Source organism: Pseudomonas sp. rhizo25 (assembly GCF_031931935.1).
GTDB lineage: Bacteria > Pseudomonadota > Gammaproteobacteria > Pseudomonadales > Pseudomonadaceae > Aquipseudomonas > Aquipseudomonas synxantha.
This window is the reverse complement of the sequence record NZ_JAUJXA010000002.1, coordinates 343,691-362,443: the sequence shown is the minus strand read 5'-3', so window position 1 is coordinate 362,443 and position 18,753 is coordinate 343,691. Positions and strand designations below refer to the sequence as shown.

Genomic DNA, 18,753 nt, shown 5'->3' with positions numbered 1-18,753 from the left:
TTCCTGTGAGGGCTATTGTTGCTCTCTAAGCAATTGGGCGGCGCGGGCGGCGAAGTAGGTCAGGATGCCATCGGCGCCGGCACGTTTAAAGGCAGTCAGGGATTCGAGGATCACCCCTTCACTCAACCAACCATTCTGGATTGCGGCCATATGCATGGCGTATTCACCGCTGACCTGGTAGACAAAGGTCGGCACCTTGAATTCCTCTTTGACCCGATAAAGGATGTCCAGATAAGGCATCCCGGGCTTGACCATCACCATGTCGGCGCCTTCGGCCAGGTCCGCCGCAACTTCGTGCAGGGCTTCGTGGCTGTTGGCAGGGTCCATCTGGTACGAGGCCTTGTTGGCCTTGCCCAGGTTCAGGGCCGAGCCCACCGCATCGCGGAACGGGCCGTAGTAGGCGCTGGCGTACTTGGCCGAGTAAGCCATGATCCGCACATTGACATGGCCGGCCAGTTCAAGCGCTTCACGAATTGCCTGGATGCGACCGTCCATCATGTCCGACGGCGCAACCACCTGGGCACCCGCTGCGGCATGGGATAACGCCTGCCTGACCAGCGCATCGACGGTAATGTCGTTCTGAACGTAACCGTCTTCGTCAAGAATGCCATCTTGGCCGTGGGTGGTGAACGGGTCCAGGGCCACGTCGGTAATCACGCCCAACTCCGGGAAGCGCTCGCGCAGGGCGCGGGTGGCACGCTGGGCGATCCCTTGCGGGTTCCAGGCTTCTGCGGCGTCCAGGGACTTGAGCTCCAACGGCGTCACCGGAAACAGTGCCAGCGCCGGGATTCCCAGTTCGACCCAATTGGCCGCCTCGATCAGCAACTGATCAATGGTCAAACGCTCCACACCTGGCATCGATGCCACCGCTTCCCGACGATTTTCACCATCGAGCACAAATACCGGCAGGATCAGATCATTCGTCGTCAGTACATTTTCACGTACCAGGCGACGAGAAAAATCATCACGGCGATTGCGACGCAGGCGGGTAGCGGGGAACAGGCGATTGGCAGGGGTAAAGCTCACGACAGACTCCTGAGCCCGCGTTTACGGGCGAGCGTTGCAGTTATAAGCGGCCATTATGACGAAGGAATGACAGTTGTGCTTATCGATGCGACCTGTAGTCGCATTCGTCATTTATGTAGGAATTGTTCACTTCGTGACACATCTCGATACTTTCATGAATCTTCGTGAAGGCGTAGGCTGCGCGTTCATTTCGCCAGCACCCCAGACCATGCTTCAACAATTTCTGCATGACTTCGGTTACTTTGCCCTCTTCCTCGGCACGTTCTTCGAAGGCGAGACCATCCTCGTGCTCGCAGGCTTCCTGGCGTTCCGTGGCTACATGGATATCAACCTGGTGGTGGTCGTTGCCTTCTTTGGCAGCTACGCCGGCGACCAGCTCTGGTACTACATGGGGCGCAAGCATGGCCGCAAGCTGCTGGCACGCAAGCCGCGCTGGCAATTGATGGGCGACAAGGCGCTGGAACATATCCGCAAGCACCCGGATATCTGGGTACTGAGCTTCCGCTTCGTCTATGGCTTGCGCACAGTGATGCCCGTGGCAATTGGCCTGTCCGGCTATCCGCCACTGCGCTATTTGATCCTTAACGGTATCGGTGCGGCGATTTGGGCTGCTGCGCTGGGGGCTGCGGCTTATCACTTCGGCGCAGTGCTGGAAGGCATGCTCGGCAGCGTCAAGAAATATGAGCTGTGGGTGCTGGGCGCGCTGCTGGTGCTGGGCCTTGTCCTGTGGCTGCGCCGCCGCTTCAAGAATGCCCGTATCGCCCGGGAGGAGTGTGCCGAGGCCAAGGCCCGGCTGGCTGCCGAGCCAGCCCCGGTGGAAACACCTAAGACACCAGTCGAGTAAGCCGGCTTCTGCAACAGTAGAGGCCGATCACGCTCAGCAGACTGTAGCTCGCCAGCGCCAGCCAGGCCAGGTTGCTGGCGGGCCACAGACCCACCAACGGTGCCAGCCATACCAACGGCGCATTCAGCGCCAGCCGCGCCAGCTCGACCTTCAACGCCCACGGGCGATTCTCCAGCGCCACCCCCAAGGTAAACAGGCCCAGCGCCATGGTTCCCCAGCCCAGGACCAGTGCCGCCGAGGGCATCGCCTCGCCGAAATTCATTAGATAGCTGCCAAATCCCACATACGCTGCAAATTGCAAAGCGATGTACACCTGTTGCCGCGCATCCAGCGGCACCTCGAATTTGCGGAACTGGCTCAGGTCCGGCTTGGCCATCGGGTACTTGGCCTTGACGTCCGCCGGACGCCAGCCGGTGCGCATGAACCAGATGCGCAACTTGTCCCACCAGCTTTCAGTACGTCGGGCGTCATGCCATAACTGCGCATAAAACTGCAGGTTGGCCCACAGCGGGTTCCAACTGGCCAGGGGCGTGGTCACACCGAAAATGACCGGCTCGTTGTCGTCTTCCTCCTGGAACGTGCCGAACAGTCGGTCCCAAATAATGAACACCCCGCCGTAGTTGCGATCCATGTAGAGAGCGTTCTGTGCATGGTGGGCCCGATGATTGGACGGTGTGACGAAGAACCACTCGAACCAGCCAAGCTTGGGAACGTGACGGGTATGGACCCAGAACTGATAGAGCAGGTTGAGCGACGCCACGCTGATAAACACCACCAGCGGCACACCGACCACAGCCAGGGGCAGGTAGAAGATCCAGCTCAGCAGGAAACCGGTGCTGGTCTGGCGCAAGGCAGTGGTGAGGTTGTAGTCCTCGCTCTGGTGGTGCACCGAATGCGCGGCCCAGAGGATATTGCGCTCATGACCCATGCGATGCAGCCAGTAGTAGCACACGTCATAGAACACGAAGGCGAACACCCAGGTCCAGGCACTCTGGGTCGACCACTCGAACAGCGCCAGGTGCTTAAGGGCGAATGCGTAGGTCAGCAGACCCACACCCTTGGTCAACAACCCGGTGGTGGTGGACAGTACGCCGGTGCTGAGGCTGTTGATGGCATCTGCCACTCGATAGTTGCGCGCGCCGCGCCAACGGTCGGCCAGCAGTTCAACCACGATCAGGGCGATGAAAAACGGTACCGCGTAAGGCACGAAGTCCATGGGTTAGTCCGGTGTATTTTTTGTTACATCAAGATTAGGTGCACCGCCATGAGATCCCATTGGCAACAGGTTACAAATTAGTAGACATTTAACGCCATGAATCAGGAGAAATGCCCATGAGCAAAAAGATTGCAATGATCCTTTCCGGCTGTGGCGTGTACGACGGCGCAGAAATCCATGAAAGCGTGATCACCCTGCTGCGCCTGGACCAGCGCGGCGCTCAAGTCGAATGTTTTGCGCCGAATATCGCCCAGTTGCACGTGATCAATCACCTTACCGGTGAGGAAATGCCTGAAACACGCAATGTACTGGTGGAGTCGGCGCGCATCGCCCGCGGTGCAGTGAAGGACATTCGCGAAGCCAACGCCGCAGACTTTGATGCGCTGATCGTGCCTGGCGGCTTCGGCGCGGCGAAGAACCTGTCTGACTTCGCCGTGGAAGGCGCTGCCTGCAGCGTCAACCCGCAGGTACTGGAGCTGGCCGAAGCCTTCGCCGAAGCGGGCAAACCCGTGGGGTTGATCTGCATTTCGCCTGCGTTGGCCGCGAAGATCTACGGCCCGGGCGTGACCTGCACCATCGGCAACGATGCCGACACAGCGGCGGCCCTGGACAAGATGGGCGCCACCCACCACGAATGCACGGTGGAGGACATCGTCGAAGACAAGGCGCGCAAGTTGGTGAGCACACCGGCGTATATGCTCGGCAAAAACATCAGCGAGGTCGCATCAGGCATCAACAAGCTGGTGGACCGGGTGTTGGAACTGACCCACGAAAATGACTAACGCCCTCTTTCTGTAGGAGCGAGTCTGCTCGCGAAGAACGTCAACAATAACGCGGGCAAGCTGGATGAACGCAGCGCTCTCAGGTTCATCGCGAGCAAGCTCGCTCCTACAGAGGCCTCATCAAACGGGTCAGGATTCGGTCCAGCGCATTAGCAAACGCTTGCTTGTCTTTTTCCCCATGGGGCGGTGGCCCGCCGCCCATCTGGCCCTGCTCACGCAGGTCGGTGAACAGGTTACGCACCGCCAGGCGTTCACTCATGTTCGCCGGGCTGAACTCCTTGCCCCGTGGGTCAAGGGCTGTGACGCCCTTCTTCACCAGCCGGTCGGCCAAGGGCACATCGCTGCAGATCACCAGTTCACCGGGCACAGCATGCTCAACCAGGTAGTCATCAGCCGCATCCGGCCCGCTGGGCACAACGATGAGCTTCACACAGGAAAAGCTCGGCTTGATCTGGCTTTGCCCAGCCACCAGCACCACCTCGAACTGGCGCTTGAGGGCAAACTTCACTACCTGGTCCTTGGCCGCCCCAGGGCAGGCGTCGGCGTCGATCCATACTCGCATGCTACGCCGCCGCCCGGCGCTTCTCGGTCAGCCGGCTACGGCCATACAGCACCACAATCGCCAGGATCGCCACGGCCTGCGCACCCAACGAATACGCATCGGCATGGATGCCCAGCCAGTCGAAGTCAAAGAACGCCACCGGGCGCGTACCGAAGATGCCCGCCTCCTGCAAGGCCTTGACACCGTGCCCGGCGAACACCACCGACAGCGCGCACAGCAGCGCCGCGTTGATACCGAAGAACAGCGCCAACGGCAGCTTCGCCGAACCGCGCAGGATCACCCAGGCCAGGCCCACCAGCAGCACCAGCGCCGTGGCCCCACCCGCCAATACCGCGTTATGCCCGGCCGGGCCGGCTTGCAGCCATAGGGTTTCGTAGAACAGGATCACCTCGAACAGCTCGCGGTACACCGAGAAGAACGCCAGTACCGCAAAACCGAAACGCCCACCGCCGCCCACCAGGCTGCTCTTGATGTAGTCCTGCCAGGCCGCCGCGTGACGCCGATCGTGCATCCATACGCCGAGCCACAACACCATCACGCTGGCAAACAACGCCGTGCAGCCTTCGAGCAGTTCGCGCTGGGCACCGCTGACGTCAATCACATACGCCGCCAAGGCCCAGGTGGCCAAGCCGGCCAACAGCGCCAGGCCCCAGCCGACGTTGACGCTACGTACCGCCGATTGCTGGCCGGTATTGCGCAGGAAGGCCAGGATCGCCGCCAGCACCAGGATCGCTTCCAGACCTTCGCGCAGCAGGATCAACAAGCCGGAAATGTAGCTCAACGACCAGCTCAAGCCATCGCCGCCCAGCAAGCCGGCGGACTCGGTAAGCTTGCCCTTGGCCGCGTCCAGGCGTTGCTGCACCTGTTCGGTAGGCAAACCGTCCTGCAATGATTGCCGATAGGCCATCAGGGCCTTCTCGGTGTCTTTGCGCACATTGGCATCGACGTTATCCAGGGAGCTTTCCACCAGTTCGAAACCTTCGAGGTAAGCGGCGACCGACAGGTCGTAGGCCTGCTCGTGGTCACCGTTGCGGAAGGCTGCAAGGCTCTTGTCCAAGGTGGTGGCGGTGTAGTCGAGCAACTGCGCGGGGCCACGCTGGACTTGCGGCGGCTGCGCACGCTGGGCGCGGAAAGCCGCGGCGGCGGCCGGACCATTGGCGGCGAGCACTTCATTGGGGGTCTGGCGCGCCAGGTCGGCCAAGTTGAACGCCTGCGCGCTTTTGGCGGCAGCCGGGTCGGCGGTGAAACCGGAGATGTAGGTAGCCAGGTCCCAGCGCTGACGGTCGTCCAGTTGATCAGCGAACGATGGCATATCGGTGCCTTCGACACCCAGGCCGAGGGTGTTGTAGATCGCGTACAGGCTCAAGCGATCCAGGCGTGCAGCATCGCGCAGGTTCGCGGGTGGCGGCGTAAGGCCCACGCCCGCCGGGCCATCACCGGCACCGGCCGTACCGTGGCAGACCGAACAGTGCTGAGCGTACAGCGGCGCGCCGCGTGTAGGGTCGGGCGTGATGGCCGGGGCCTGGCTGACTTCATAGGCCACCGCCAGCTTGGCACCCAACTGACGGGCCTGACGAGCCACACCCGCACCGTCCTGGCGGGCATTGACCGCCGCCAGCAGTTCCTCGACGCCGGTTACCAGCTCGGCGCGCTCAGGCTTATCCGGCAGATCGGCCACCAGACCCTGCAACACCCCAAGAAACTCCACCTGCTCGCGGTATTCCGAGTCGTCCACCACCTTGCCCGCCTCTACCGTCGGAGGGTAGTCGGCGCCAATGTAGTCCAGCAAATGCAGGGCTTGTGGCGCGCCTTCGGCGGTTGCGGCCAAGAGATTGAAGCTGCACGACATCAGCGCCGGCAACAGCAGCCACGCAAGAAAGCGGAAAGGGGCAGTCATGAATGAATCTCAAGTGGAAATACGAAGTAACACTATTGTTGAGCTTTAATGGATTCGACTCAAGGTGTTATTTCATATCGCCACAAAACCAATGTGGGAGGGGGCTTGCTCCCAATGACGGAGTTTCAGTCAACAGACTCATCGACTGATTCACCGCTATCGGGGCAAGCCCCCTCCCACCTTTTTGTGCCGGCTTGTTCAGTTACGTTGTGGCGCGGTGCAAGCTTGCGAGGAAACCGGCGGCACCGACAAACAAACCGGCAAAGGTGCGGTTTACGCGTTTCTGCTGCTTGGGCGTGCGCAGCAGCCGCAGAACTTTAGAGGCCAACCCCGTGTAGCCCGCCATCACGATCATATCGACACTGATCATGGTCGCACCGAGGATCAGGTATTGAATCAGCAACGGAGCCTGCGGGTTCACGAACTGCGGCAGCACCGCCAGCATGAACACCAGGGCCTTGGGGTTGCTGGCGTTGACCAGGAACCCCCGGAACATCATCGCCATCGGCTTGCCGATCGGGCGTACGGCGGCGTCATCGGTCATGTCCATGGGCAAGGCGCGCCATTGCTTAATGGCCAGGTACACCAAGTAGGCCACCCCAAACCATTTGATTGCATAGAACGCGGTAGACGACGCCGCCAGAATGGCGCCCAAGCCGCCCGCCACCACGGCAATCTGCATCGCCAGGCCAAGCTGCAGGCCGATGGCGTTCCAGTAGCCACGCACAAAACCGTATTGCAGACCGCTGGACATCGAGGCGATGGCTCCGGCGCCAGGGGAAAGAGAAATGATCCAACTGGCCAGGAAGAAAGCCAGCCACGTGTCGAGAGCCATTGCGCACCTCAGAAGGGAGTTAGCGGTTGTGCCTTAAGCTAACTCCACCGACCAAAGCCTGGCTATAAATTTCTGTAGGAGCGAGCTTGCTCGCGAAAAACTCACAAGCGATACGGGCCGGCTGGATGCACTGCGTTACCGTTGACGATTTTTGCGAGCAAGCTCGCTCCTACAAGATATTCGTACCTGTTCCCGGCCAACGTCGCACCGAACGCTGGAAGAACAAACTGTTGGGCACCTGCACCATCGCGCTGCTGGTGCCGGCTTCCTCGACTTCGATCAACGTGGTGTAGAGCAGATTGATCGCCACCACCCGGCCCTTCACGCCAGGTTTGTCGACGGTGTCCACCAGTTCGACGATGTCACCGAGACGGAACGGCCCGACCGTAAAGATCAGGATCGCGCACAACAGGTTGGACAGCACCGACCACATGGCGAAGAACGCCACTGCCGCCACCGCGACAAACCCCGACAGCGCCGTCCATAAGACAGTGGCGGACACACCCAGGCGGCCCAGCACAAAGATCAGCGCACTGCCCATGATCAGCCAGCGCAGGCCGCCACGCAGGGGCATCAGTAACTGCGGCGGCAGCGGGTAGCGCTCACCCAGGCGGGTCAGGCCCTTGGCGACAAAGCGCTGGGCCAGGTAGCCGGCCAACAGGATCAGCAGGATTTGCACGCCGATCCATACGGGCTCGACCCATTGCGCCGGCAACGGCAGTTGCAACGCTTCCATCAGGACAGCGCCTCCAGCTCCGCTTGCAGGGTTTCGAGCAACTCGAGGGCCTCCATCCAGGTTTCCTCCAACTGCCCTTCGCGCACCTTGAGCTTGGCCTGTTCGGCCAGCAGGTCGCGCAGTTCATCCTTGCGCACGGCCTCGTACACGGCGCTGTCGCCCAGGCTGGCTTCGATCCTGGCCAGGCGCTCGTGCACCTTGCCCAACTCGGCTTCCAGCTTGTCGGCTTCACGCTTGTGCGGGGCCAACTGCTGGCGCAATGCGGCGGCAGCCTGGCGCTGGGCTTTCTTGTCGGTCTTGTCTGGATTGACCGGCGTGTTACTGGCCGGCGCATTGCGCAGGCGGTAATCGGTCAGCCAGCGCGCATAGTCGTCCAGGTCGCCGTCGAACTCTTCGACCTTACCGTCAGCCACCAGCAGGAAGTTATCGGTGGTGCTCTTGAGCAGATGGCGATCGTGAGAGACCACCAATACCGCACCGCTGAATTCCTGCAGGGCCATGGTCAGCGCCAGGCGCATTTCCAGGTCCAGGTGGTTGGTCGGTTCGTCAAGCAGCAGCAGGTTCGGGCGGTCCCAGGCGATCAGGGCCAGAGCCAGCCGGGCTTTTTCGCCTCCGGAGAAATTCAGCACTGGCTCATCGATGCGCGCACCACGGAAGTCAAAACCACCGAGGAAATCACGCAAGGTCTGCTCGCGTTCGGTCGGCGCCAGGCGTTGCAGGTGCAACAGCGGGCTGGCCTTGGAATCGAGCGAGTCCAGTTGGTGCTGGGCAAAGTAACCCACCACCGTGTTCTCGCCACGGGTCAGGCGACCAGACAGAGGCTCAAGCTCGCCCGAGAGGTTCTTGATCAGCGTCGACTTGCCCGCGCCGTTGGGGCCCAGCAAACCGATACGAGCGCCTGGCGTGAGCTGCAGCTTGACCTTCTCCAGGATGGTTTTGTCGCCATAACCCAGGCGCGCATCAGAGAGGTCCAACAATGGGCTGGAGATCTTCACCGATTCGCGGAATACAAAATCGAACGGCGAATCGACATGGGCCGCCGACAGCTCTTCCATGCGCTCCAGGGCCTTGATCCGGCTCTGGGCCTGGCGGGCCTTGGTGGCTTGGGCCTTGAACCGGGCGATGTAGCTTTCCATGTGCGCACGTTGCGCCTGTTGCTTCTCATAGGCCTGTTGCTGCTGGGCCAGGCGCTCGGCGCGGGCGCGCTCGAACGCGGTATAGCCGCCACGATAAAGGGTGATCTTCTTCTGTTCGACGTGGGCGATGTTATCGACCACGGCATCGAGGAAATCCCGGTCGTGGGAAATCAGTAGCAACGTACCCTGATAGTTCTTGAGGAAGTCTTCCAGCCACAGGATCGCATCAAGGTCCAAGTGGTTGGTCGGTTCGTCGAGCAGCAGCAGGTCCGAAGGGCACATCAGCGCTTGGGCCAGATTGAGGCGCATGCGCCAGCCACCGGAGAAGTCGGCGACCGGACGGTCCATCTGCTCGTTGGTAAAACCCAGGCCGGCAAGCATCTTGCGGGCACGGGCGTCGGCGGTATAGCCGTCGGCACTGTCCAGCTCAGCGTGCAGGCGGGCCTGGGCGGCACCGTCCTGGGCTTTTTCGGCTTCGGCGAGGTCGTGTTGCACCTGGCGCAGGCGCAGGTCGCCATCGAGCACGTAGTCGATCGCGATGCGGTCCAGGGTGTCGATCTCCTGGCGCATATGGGCGATGCGCCAGTCGGCCGGCAGCAGGCAGTCCCCGGAGTCCGGGGTCAGCTCACCCAGCAACAAGGCGAACAACGTGGATTTGCCGGCGCCGTTGGCACCGATCAGGCCGGCTTTGTGACCGGCGTGCAGGGTCAGCTCGGCGTCTTCAAGAAGACGTTGCGGGCCACGCTGTAATGTTAGGCTTTGAAGTCGGATCATAATGGCGGCGGAGTCTACCAGCTTCGTTGGCCGCTGGCTTGGGTGTGAATATGTGCGCTGACCTGTGGAGCTTTGCCCTCTCGACCTACGCTCGCCCGGGTGTAGAGGCTGCTTGCCTGCGCTTGCAGGAACAAGGAGCGGATGTGTGCCTGTTGCTGTGTGGTGCGTGGCTGGAACAACGAGGGGTGGCGTATACGTTCGAACGCGTGCAGGCATTGCAGCTGCTAGCTCGCCCCTGGCGGACACAGGTGGTCGAACCGTTGCGACAAGTGCGTGTGCAATGGCGAACCATGGCGCAGCAGGATACGCAACTGGCATCGCTACGGGAGCGGGTCAAGACTCTAGAGATGGAAGCCGAGCGAGCATTGCTGATGCGCTTGGAAACGCTGGCGCAGGCATGGCCTATCAATGAGGGGGTGGGTCAGTACGGATGGCTTGAAGGCTTGGCGACCGAAGCCGCCAACCTTGACCACGACGCGCTGCAGCGGCTGCGCGTCGTAGTCGCCAACACTTAAGAAGCGTTGGTTTGGGTGGTGCTTGGCGCTATCGATGCAGGGGTGCTGCTGGTCGATGCGGTTGGAGCGGTTGAAGCGGTTGCATTGGCAGCAGGTGCTGCTGGAGTGGCTGGCTTGGCGGGTGCTGGTTTTGCAGCAGCGGGTTTGGCGGCTGGTTTCGCGGCAGCAGGTTTAGCAGCTGGCTTGGCGGCCGGTTTCGCGGCAGCAGGTTTCGCAGCTGGCTTGGCGGCTGGTTTCGCAGCAGCGGTTTTAGCAGCTGGCTTGGCGGCTGGTTTCGCAGCAGCGGTTTTGGCAGCTGGCTTGGCGGCTGGTTTCGCAGCAGCGGTTTTAGCAGCTGGCTTGGCGGCTGGTTTCGCAGCAGCGGTTTTAGCAGCTGGCTTGGCGGCTGGTTTCGCAGCAGCAGTTTTGGCAGCTGGCTTGGCGGCTGGTTTCGCAGCAGCGGTTCTGACAGCTGGCTTGGCGGCCGGTTTCGCAGCAGCGGTTTTGGCAGCTGGCTTGGCGGCTGGTTTCGCAGCAGCGGTTTTGGCAGCTGGCTTGGCGGCTGGTTTCGCAGTAGCGGTTTTGGTAGCTGGCTTGACAGCCGGTTTCGCAGCAGCAGTTTTCGCAACCGGCTTGGCTGCAACTTTTGCAGGGGCACGAGCGCCCAGTGCTTTCCCTACGGCTTCCTTCACACGACCAATGCCCTGGGCCAGCTTCAGGCTTTCCTGAGCGTCTTTCTTGAGTTGGGAAATGTAGCTGCGGGTCTCAGCTTGACGATCCTTGAGGGCATCCAGCAGGTCCTCAAGTTCTTTAACGGCGTCCTTGGCTTTGGCTTGCGCCTTGGACTTGCCGGCTGTAGCGGCGTCTTGCAATTTGGTGCGGGACTTGTGCAGTTTTTCTTGGGCTTTACCGCGTTGTTTTTCCAGTTTGGCGAGCAGTTTTTCTGCATCGGCCAACGCCTGGGAACATGCGCTTTCGAGATGTTCGAGCAGGCTGCCCGAAAGTTGTTGGAGCAAGTGCAACGGGGTATTTACAGGCTTCTGTTTGGCCGACATGGTTTACCTCCTGGCTGACGTGGGTGCGGCTCATACTAGCCCTCTGCTCTTACCGCCGCTAGGGCATGTTGACAGTATCGTTTGCCTTGCGTTGCACCGTACGAAAATTCTTATCGATATAACGAAAAACCGCGCCACTTTTTACTCACTCACCCTGGCATAATCCGTCGCACTTTCGCCGGGAGACTGCCCATGTCGCGTTACCTTTTTCTAGTGCTTGGCTTGGCGACCTGCTTAGCGGATGCGAGCGAGCAACTGCCGTCAAAAACCACCGCCTCGGATCCGCACGATCTTGCCTATAGTCTCGGCGCAAGCCTCGGCGAACGGTTACGCCAGGAAGTCCCTGACCTACAGATCCAGGCACTGGTGGACGGCCTCAGGCAAGCCTACCAAGGCAAGCCGCTTGCGCTGGACAACGCACGTATCGAACAGATACTCGCCCAGCACGAAGCACAGAGCGCCGCCGACGCCCAAATCCCTCAAAGCGAAAAAGCACTTGCCGCCGAACAACGATTCCTGACGCAGGAGAAAGCCGTCACTGGCGTGCGCGAATTGGCAGACGGGATCCTGCTCACCGAGCTGGCGCCTGGCACAGGTAATAAACCGCTGGCCAGCGATGAGGTGCAGGTGAAATACGTGGGGCGACTACCCGACGGAACTGTCTTCGACAAAAGTACGCAGCCGCAATGGTTTCGCCTGGACAGCGTAATCAGCGGTTGGAGCAGTGCGTTGCAACAGATGCCGGTGGGTGCGAAATGGCGCCTGGTAATTCCTTCATCCCAGGCCTATGGCGCAGATGGGGCGGGTGAGTTGATTCCACCCTTTACTCCGCTGGTGTTTGAGATTGAACTGCTCGGCACTCGCCACTGACCCATAAAAAACGGTGCGACATGCGCACCGTTTTTTTATATCGTCGTCAAGGTTCAGACCTGGGTGGCCGGCTCTTCCTTGTGAGCGTTGTGCAGCACTTCGATCAGGCAATCCTCCAACTCGAAACGCTCATGCAGCAGCGCACCCAATTCTTTGAATTTTTCCGCTACACATTTCCCTGCATCACACAGGTCGGTGAACGCCAGCAGTTTCTCCGTGATCACATCGATGCGCGGGTAAATAGTCTCTGCCAGGTCGAGGCCACGCTGGTCGTCGAAGGCTTGCGCCTCTTTGGTCAGTTGCTCGTAGACGCCGAAATGGCCTGCCGATACATAATCCACCAGTGCTCCACAGAAATCCTGCAATCGCTCGCGATTCTCACCCAATGCTTCGGGCTTGGCACCGAGAGCATCAAAGGCCCGAACCAGTTCGTGGCGTGCCTTCAACCAGCTGTCGATCAGCTTGTGCACCCCACCCCAGCGTTCCTGAGCATTCTGACAACTTTCCAGCATGATGATCTCTCTTCCCTATAGGGGGGTGCTGCTGCTATGTACCTGCGCAACACTTCGAGGATAAAGCAGCAGCCGGACAAGGCCGCGTCTGACAAACGGTTTGGATAACGCGTGCGGGCCAGATTATGCCCGCACGACTGTGGCTTCAAGGTACGCAGGAGAGAAAGTTCATACAAGTGTTTAATCCACTCCTACAAACTGCGTTCGGTTTTCATGGCCTTGCAGGGCGCAAATGCCTACAAAATAACAACCTTGAAAATTGCATGGTGCCCAGGATCAGCATGGTTACGAAGAACAACAGGCTCCACTCGGGAAGGCTCAGTTCAAATAGCGTCCAGGTGATTTCGACGCAATCGACAGTGCCGTTGAACACTGCACGTATGGCCTGCCAGAACGACAGGCTCTCAATCATGGATTGCAGGTTGGGCCAGCAATCCCGGACCTGGCCTGGCGGCATACTCTGCAGTAGCACTTGGCGCCCCGCGGTAATGGCGCCAAGCAGCGCACATCCCATGCTCGCCAGCCCATACAGGCAAACGCCCAAGCGCCCAGGGTTATAAAGAGCAGCGACCAGGTTGATCAACGTAAACGTGGCAAGCAACAGGCGTTGTACCTGGCATAAAAAACAAGGCTGTAGCAGCGCGCCATATTCCAGATAAAAGGACGCGCCCAACGTCAGCGCACCTGCCATGAACGCCAGGAAAAACAAAGAGCGTAAAGGGGCCAAAGACATTGTTTATCCGCACTGCAAGAGATAGGACGCTACGGTAGAGTAAAGGCCCGACCCCTTTCAATACGCTCTAGAGCAGACTATTCCGCGAAAACGTAAGGACATCCCGCCAGAGCCAGGAGGAAATCCAATTACAACAAGTAGGAATTAGTAACAACACCGCTTAAGCCAAGTGTTTACGGGGGCATGGCGGACCGGGTGTCAGATAGGTCGGAGCCAATCTGTTCACCCTTTCCTACTTCAAACTCGCACAGGGACTGGCAGCGGCGAGGACAGCAGACGATTGTCCAGCAACCCCAGGCCTTCCTGGAACAATTGGTTGCTGCGCTCGGTGTCGCCCAACTGGGCCAGCAGGCGGGCCAGTTCGGCGCAGGCTTCAGGATTGCGCTGCACTTGCAGGCTGCTTTCCAGATAGTCCCGTGCCTTGCCCCACAGACTGTTTTGCAGGCAGAGGCGGCCCAGCGTCAACAGCAAACTGGCATCGCCAGGATGATCCTTGAGCCAGCCTTCGGCAAACTTCAATTGACGTGCAGGATCACTGCCGCGCAGCAGGCCATACAGCCGGATCAAGTGACTGTCATAGCCACGCTTGAGCGCGCCACGTAGCACCTCCTCGGCTTTGGCATCCGCGCCAAGTCGACGCAGCTGGTCGGCATACGCCAGCACCAGCTGTGGCTGCTGGCGCTGGGCCGAAGTCAATTGCTCCCATGCCCGTTCGAGGGACTGCAAGCCCGCTTCACCTTGCTCTTCACGCTGGGCAGCCAGGCTGAGGTTCTCGCCCCAGGCGCGACGCTCCAGCTCGGCCAGCTCGCCCGCAGGCAGCACTTTGTCCTTGCGCAGTTCAGGCAACAGGCGAATCACCGACGACCAGTCGCCACGCTGCTGATGCAGGCGTTGCAACTGTCGTAGCACCTGCGCGTTATGCGGATGACGCTCGTGCATCGCCTGCAGGGTAACCAGGGCGCCGTCGGTATCGCCTCGGTCCATCTGCAATTGCGCATGGCTCAGCGCAACCGCCAGTTCGGCCTGGGGCTGGCGCTCCAGGGCGCGCTCGAGCAAGCCATCGGACTCCTCATAACGGCCCTGCTCATTGGCCGCACGGGCGGCACCGATGTAATACAACAACGGCTGGCGCTCTGCTTCCGCGGCGCGGTGCAAATGGCGTTCGGCGCTGGCCCAGCGGCCCTCGGCAAGGTCCATCTGGCCTTGCTCGATAGCAATCTGCACACGGCGGCTGCGGTTGCGCCGCGACCAGGGATTGACCACGCCACTGGATGTGGTGACCAGGCTCAACAACACGCGCACCAGGTAGATCGCCAGGCCGATGGCAAATACCGCCACCAAGGTAGCCCACAGGCTCGATTCGTAATGCAGCAAATGGGGATAGGTAATCAGCACGTAGCCGGTGTGTTTCGAAATGCCCACGCCCAGCGCCAGTGCGACCGCAATCGCCAGCACCAGGATCACATAGAAACGCTTCATCAGCTCTACTCCTGGGTCGCCGGTTGGCCAGCCGAGGCCTTGGCATCATCGGCAGACTGATGACGACGTTCGAGGTACGCCTGCACTGCGGCCAGGCTCGCCGCCAGGTCTGGGGTCACCACCGAAACGGCCTTGGGCTCGAGTTCAGCGATACGCGCCAGCATCGCCTTGCTCTGCGGGTTGTCCTGGTTGAAGTTGTCTTGCAACACGCTACGCGCTTCACCCAGCGAGCGGCTGTACACCGCCGACTCGCCATTCAGTGCGGCCCATTGTGCTTGCTCCAGCGCCAGGCTCAGGGCCAGTCGCACTTGGTTCAAGCCTTGGCCCGCCAACAATGGGCGGATGTTGTCATCCGGGTTGAAGTCGATGCGGAAGTAACGGGAAATCTGCTCCCACCACTGGCTCAACCAGTTCTCCGTATCGCTGGTAGGACGCCCTTGGGAGGAAGGCTCGGTGAGTTGATACTCCGGCGCAATCGCCGCCAACTGCACGACCTGGTCACGCAAGGCCGCCAGCTGCAGGTAAAGGCCGGTACGATCTGGTTGCTCGGTGCTACGCAGCGCGGCCAGGCTCTTGGCCAGTTGCTCGCGCGCGGCGAAAGCGCCTGGGTCGCTCTGCTCGCGAAGAATTTCGTCGGCGCCCTGGACCAGCGACTGAGCGCTGTTGATGTCTTGTAAGGCGGACAAGCGCAAGCTGGCCAGACGGATCAGGTGCTCGGCTTCGGCCAGCCGCCAGTCCTTGCGGCTGGCGCCCAACACGGTTTCCAGACGCTGGTTCAGGCGCTGCTGATCACCCTGCAGTTGGGCGACCAGGCGGCGACGCTCTTCCAGTTCATCCGCGCCCGGCAACTGCGCCAGGCGGGCGGCCAATTGTTGCTGGCTTTGCTTGAGGCTCTGGGATTGGTCATCCAGGGTTTGCACCTGGCCCAGCTGATGCTGGCTGCTGGCTTGCAGCGCGCGGACCTGCCAGATCCCCCAGCCGCCGGCGGCTACGCCCACAGCGCCCAGAAGCAAGGCGACGATTGCCAGGCCATTGCCACGGCGTGGCGTACTGACCGGTGTCTCGACCGGCGCATCGAGCGCGGGCTGAGCTTCATCTTTAGGCAAGGCTGTTTCGCTCACGTATCCGTCCTTTGCGTATCAGAGAGTGGGAACGGGATAGCTCCCTAACGCCACTAACAAAGCCGCGGCACTCGCGCCACGACAATCCACAACTTTTTCTGCACCAGCGGCCCGCGCCATTTCATAGACGCGCGGACTGGGCACGAACAATGGCAGCTGTGCCACCTCTGGCCAATCGGGGCCGGCCATGGCCTGCAAGTGTAAAAAACCCTGCCCACTGCTGACCACCAGGCCGTTCAAGCGTTCCAACTGGATGCGCTGCATCAGTGCGCCCGCCTCGTAAGCCGGGAGAAAACGCCGATACAATTCCAGGTAGTCGACACTAGCACCTTGCTCGCGCAAACGCTCTGCCAGCAGCTCCCGCCCGCCTTTGCCGCGCAGGATCAGCACCCTTGCACCCGGCCGGGCAGTAGCCTCGCGCAATGCAGGCAATTGAAGCAAGGCCTCGCTGTCATCGCCAGTGGCTGGATAGTGAACATCGAGGCCATGATCGGCCAGTATCTGCGCCGTCGCCGCCCCAACGCTGAACCAGGGCATTGGCGCCGGAGTACTCTTCAATCGTTGCAAGGCCAGGCGCGCGGCCGGTTTGCTCACCACGATGACCGCGCAATAGCGCTGCAGCGCGCCGAACAACGCTTGTTGCTCGGGCGTGACCGGCAACGCTTCGGTTTCCAGCAAGGGTAGGCTGCTGCTGTAGATACCAGCCTCGGACAGCAAGGCCCCCAGGGCCTTCGAGTCCTCGGCAGGCCGCGTCAGCAGCACGCGCCAGTCGGTCACTGCGGGCCGGCCTCGCCATAGACTTTCTGCAGGATGGCGCCAGCGCCTTTGCCCAGCAACTCCTCGGCGACCTGGATGCCCAGGGCCGTGGCATCACGTTGCGGGCCGCGCACTTCGGCGGTCAGCAGCGTACCGCCGTCCGGGTCGCCGACCAGGCCACGCAGCCACAGGTTTTCACCTTCGAGCACCGCATAGCAGGCGATTGGCACTTGGCAGCCACCATTGAGATGCTTGTTCAAGGCACGCTCGGCGGTGACACGCACTTCGGTATCCGCGTGATCAAGGGGCTTGAGCAGTGCGTGGATTTCGCCGTCGGCGGTGCGGCATTCAATGCCGACCGCACCCTGCCCGCCCGCGGGCAGGCTGTCTTCGATGCTGATGGCTGACGTGATGCGCTCTTCGAAGCCCAGGCGGATCAAGCCGGCAGCGGCAAGGATGATTGCGTCATATTCGCCGGCGTCGAGCTTGGCCAGGCGAGTGTTGACGTTGCCGCGCAGGAAACGGATCTGCAAATCGGGGCGCCGGCTCAGCAACTGAGCCTGGCGACGCAGGCTGGAGGTGCCGACGATACTGCCCAGCGGCAATTCATCCAGGGATGCGTAGGTGTTGGAAACAAAGGCGTCACGCGGGTCTTCGCGCTCGCAGATGCAAAAAAGGCCCAGGCCTTCAGGGAAGTCCATGGGCACATCTTTCATCGAATGCACGGCGATGTCGGCTTCGTTCTCCAGCAGCGCGGTTTCCAGCTCCTTGACGAACAAGCCTTTGCCGCCGATTTTCGACAGTGGCGAGTCGAGCAGCTTGTCGCCACGACTGACCATGGGCACCAGGGATACCTTGAGGCCCGGATGGGCCTGCTCAAGGCGTGCTTTGACGTATTCGGCCTGCCACAAGGCCAGGGCGCTTTTACGGGTGGCGATGCGGATTTCGCGAGAGGACATGGATCAATCCGAACTGAATAGTTACAGCGGATAATAACAGCTCAGGCAAATACGCTTTGATTTGAATCAGCAAGTGCGGGGCCTCCCTGGCCACATCGCACCGGGATAAGGAATGCAGACCGCGCCGCAGCCCTTGGGCTAAAGCTGCTGCATCATCTTGCGCACGCCGGCGACGTGGCGTCGGCTGACAATCAGTGCATCGCCGTTGAGTCCCTTCAGGAATAGCTGAAAGTGCCCCAGGGGCGTACGTTGCAGGCGCTCGATACGTTCACGGGCTACCAGCGCGTTGCGATGGATGCGCACGAAGCGGTCGCCAAACTCGTCCTCGAGAGCCTTGAGCGGCTCATCGAGTAATACCTCGCCCGACTCATGACGCAGGGTCACGTACTTGTGATCGGCAATAAAGTAGACGACCTGGCTAAGGGGTATCAGCTCGATGCCCTTGCGGGTGCGCGCACTGATGTGGCTGCGTGGCCCGTTACCACTTTGGGCGGCCGGCTGGGTCAAGGCAGCGAGCTGGGCGCGATTGGGTCGCTCGGCTTTCTTCAAAGCCTTGAGCAAGGCTTCGGCGCTGACCGGCTTGACGAGAAAACTGACAGTGCTGTCTTCGAGCGTCTGAGCAGAAAACTCATCCTGGGCCGCACACAACACCACGGCCGGTGGCGATTCGCGCTCGCTCAGGCGAGCGGCCACTTGCAGGCCATCGAGGCCCGGCATGCGGATATCGAGCAGCACCAGGTCCGGCTTGAGGCTGTCGATCAGGGTCAACGCCTCCTCACCGTTGGCGGCACTCGGTTCAAGGATTGTATAACCCTCGAGTTCACTGACCAGACGGCTCAGTCGCTCGCGGGCTTGGGGTTCGTCATCAACGATCAGGACATTCATATTGCGCTGGATTCCTGCGTGAGTCTCGCACAAGGATAGCGTAGACAGGTGCGGTGACTTACGTCACAGCGATCCACGCTA

19 protein-coding genes are annotated in these 18,753 nt (G+C 60.8%); 4 read left to right on the top strand and 15 right to left on the bottom strand.

Going from position 1 to position 18,753, the window contains the following annotated elements; all coding sequences use genetic code 11:
* Positions 1 to 12 precede the first annotated feature (12 nt).
* The gene (gene hemB, locus QZR30_RS05290; protein ID WP_274356956.1) at positions 13 to 1,026 is read right to left on the bottom strand and encodes a porphobilinogen synthase; all 1,014 of its coding nucleotides are present in this window, start codon (positions 1,024 to 1,026) and stop codon (positions 13 to 15) included.
* Between the two features lie 208 nt (positions 1,027 to 1,234).
* Here hemB and QZR30_RS05285 point away from each other — a divergent pair, with 208 nt between their 5' ends.
* Positions 1,235 to 1,870 carry a DedA family protein gene (locus tag QZR30_RS05285; protein WP_046072601.1) on the top strand — a complete coding sequence of 212 codons (636 nt, stop codon included), beginning with the start codon at positions 1,235 to 1,237 and terminating at the stop codon, positions 1,868 to 1,870.
* Here QZR30_RS05285 and QZR30_RS05280 read toward each other — a convergent pair.
* Complete coding sequence (locus QZR30_RS05280) at positions 1,851 to 3,086, bottom strand: sterol desaturase family protein (protein WP_046070038.1); 1,236 nt, start codon at positions 3,084 to 3,086, stop codon at positions 1,851 to 1,853. The genes QZR30_RS05285 and QZR30_RS05280 overlap by 20 nt on opposite strands.
* A gap of 116 nt (positions 3,087 to 3,202) precedes the next feature.
* Here QZR30_RS05280 and elbB point away from each other — a divergent pair, with 116 nt between their 5' ends.
* Positions 3,203 to 3,868, top strand: a complete 666-nt coding sequence (gene elbB / locus QZR30_RS05275; protein WP_059396688.1) for an isoprenoid biosynthesis glyoxalase ElbB — start codon at positions 3,203 to 3,205, stop codon at positions 3,866 to 3,868.
* A gap of 106 nt (positions 3,869 to 3,974) precedes the next feature.
* Here the strand turns inward: elbB and QZR30_RS05270 are convergent, their stop codons facing one another.
* The 5 genes from QZR30_RS05270 to QZR30_RS05250 all read right to left on the bottom strand — a co-directional run bounded on the left by QZR30_RS05270 (position 3,975) and on the right by QZR30_RS05250 (position 9,808).
* Positions 3,975 to 4,430, bottom strand: coding sequence for a YaiI/YqxD family protein (locus tag QZR30_RS05270; RefSeq protein ID WP_311903008.1), 456 nt, complete (start codon positions 4,428 to 4,430; stop codon positions 3,975 to 3,977).
* A gap of 1 nt (position 4,431) precedes the next feature.
* On the bottom strand, positions 4,432 to 6,327 hold the full coding sequence (locus QZR30_RS05265) for an FTR1 family protein (protein WP_311903007.1): 1,896 nt from the start codon (positions 6,325 to 6,327) through the stop codon (positions 4,432 to 4,434).
* Between the two features lie 202 nt (positions 6,328 to 6,529).
* Positions 6,530 to 7,162, bottom strand: a complete 633-nt coding sequence (locus QZR30_RS05260) for a LysE family transporter (protein ID WP_046070042.1) — start codon at positions 7,160 to 7,162, stop codon at positions 6,530 to 6,532.
* 169 nt (positions 7,163 to 7,331) lie between these two features.
* Positions 7,332 to 7,898 (bottom strand): mechanosensitive ion channel family protein, encoded by a 567-nt coding sequence (locus tag QZR30_RS05255; protein ID WP_046070043.1) that lies wholly within the window; start codon positions 7,896 to 7,898, stop codon positions 7,332 to 7,334.
* Positions 7,898 to 9,808: an ATP-binding cassette domain-containing protein gene (locus QZR30_RS05250; RefSeq protein WP_046070044.1), complete on the bottom strand. Its 1,911-nt coding sequence runs from the start codon at positions 9,806 to 9,808 to the stop codon at positions 7,898 to 7,900. Before QZR30_RS05250 ends, QZR30_RS05255 begins: the two co-directional genes overlap by 1 nt.
* Before the next feature lie 50 nt (positions 9,809 to 9,858).
* On the opposite strand from QZR30_RS05250, the gene QZR30_RS05245 reads away from it, so the two are divergent.
* Positions 9,859 to 10,323, top strand: coding sequence for a TIGR02444 family protein (locus QZR30_RS05245; RefSeq protein ID WP_046070045.1), 465 nt, complete (start codon positions 9,859 to 9,861; stop codon positions 10,321 to 10,323).
* Here the strand turns inward: QZR30_RS05245 and QZR30_RS05240 are convergent.
* The gene (locus QZR30_RS05240; RefSeq protein WP_311903005.1) at positions 10,320 to 11,357 is read right to left on the bottom strand and encodes an AlgP family protein; all 1,038 of its coding nucleotides are present in this window, start codon (positions 11,355 to 11,357) and stop codon (positions 10,320 to 10,322) included. The two genes, QZR30_RS05245 and QZR30_RS05240, sit on opposite strands and share 4 nt — an antisense overlap.
* Before the next feature lie 192 nt (positions 11,358 to 11,549).
* Between QZR30_RS05240 and QZR30_RS05235 the strand changes: the two genes are divergently transcribed.
* Positions 11,550 to 12,227 (top strand): FKBP-type peptidyl-prolyl cis-trans isomerase, encoded by a 678-nt coding sequence (locus QZR30_RS05235; RefSeq protein ID WP_046070047.1) that lies wholly within the window; start codon positions 11,550 to 11,552, stop codon positions 12,225 to 12,227.
* Positions 12,228 to 12,280: 53 nt separating this feature from the next.
* Here the strand turns inward: QZR30_RS05235 and QZR30_RS05230 are convergent, their stop codons facing one another.
* The 7 genes from QZR30_RS05230 to QZR30_RS05200 all read right to left on the bottom strand — a co-directional run bounded on the left by QZR30_RS05230 (position 12,281) and on the right by QZR30_RS05200 (position 18,672).
* Positions 12,281 to 12,739 carry an Rsd/AlgQ family anti-sigma factor gene (locus QZR30_RS05230; RefSeq protein ID WP_046070048.1) on the bottom strand — a complete coding sequence of 153 codons (459 nt, stop codon included), beginning with the start codon at positions 12,737 to 12,739 and terminating at the stop codon, positions 12,281 to 12,283.
* A gap of 211 nt (positions 12,740 to 12,950) precedes the next feature.
* Positions 12,951 to 13,472, bottom strand: coding sequence for a disulfide bond formation protein B (locus QZR30_RS05225; protein ID WP_046070049.1), 522 nt, complete (start codon positions 13,470 to 13,472; stop codon positions 12,951 to 12,953).
* A 237-nt stretch (positions 13,473 to 13,709) separates the two neighbouring features.
* On the bottom strand, positions 13,710 to 14,951 hold the full coding sequence (locus QZR30_RS05220) for a heme biosynthesis protein HemY (protein WP_046070050.1): 1,242 nt from the start codon (positions 14,949 to 14,951) through the stop codon (positions 13,710 to 13,712).
* Between the two features lie 5 nt (positions 14,952 to 14,956).
* Positions 14,957 to 16,072 (bottom strand): uroporphyrinogen-III C-methyltransferase, encoded by a 1,116-nt coding sequence (locus tag QZR30_RS05215; protein WP_046070051.1) that lies wholly within the window; start codon positions 16,070 to 16,072, stop codon positions 14,957 to 14,959.
* An 18-nt stretch (positions 16,073 to 16,090) separates the two neighbouring features.
* Positions 16,091 to 16,849 (bottom strand): uroporphyrinogen-III synthase, encoded by a 759-nt coding sequence (locus tag QZR30_RS05210; protein WP_046070052.1) that lies wholly within the window; start codon positions 16,847 to 16,849, stop codon positions 16,091 to 16,093.
* Entirely contained in the window at positions 16,846 to 17,787 is a 942-nt protein-coding gene (gene hemC, locus QZR30_RS05205; protein ID WP_046070053.1) for a hydroxymethylbilane synthase, read from the bottom strand. Before hemC ends, QZR30_RS05210 begins: the two co-directional genes overlap by 4 nt.
* Before the next feature lie 138 nt (positions 17,788 to 17,925).
* A complete protein-coding gene (locus tag QZR30_RS05200) occupies positions 17,926 to 18,672 on the bottom strand; it encodes a LytR/AlgR family response regulator transcription factor (RefSeq protein WP_046070054.1) in 747 nt (248 codons plus the stop codon).
* Between the last annotated feature and the right edge of the window lie 81 nt (positions 18,673 to 18,753).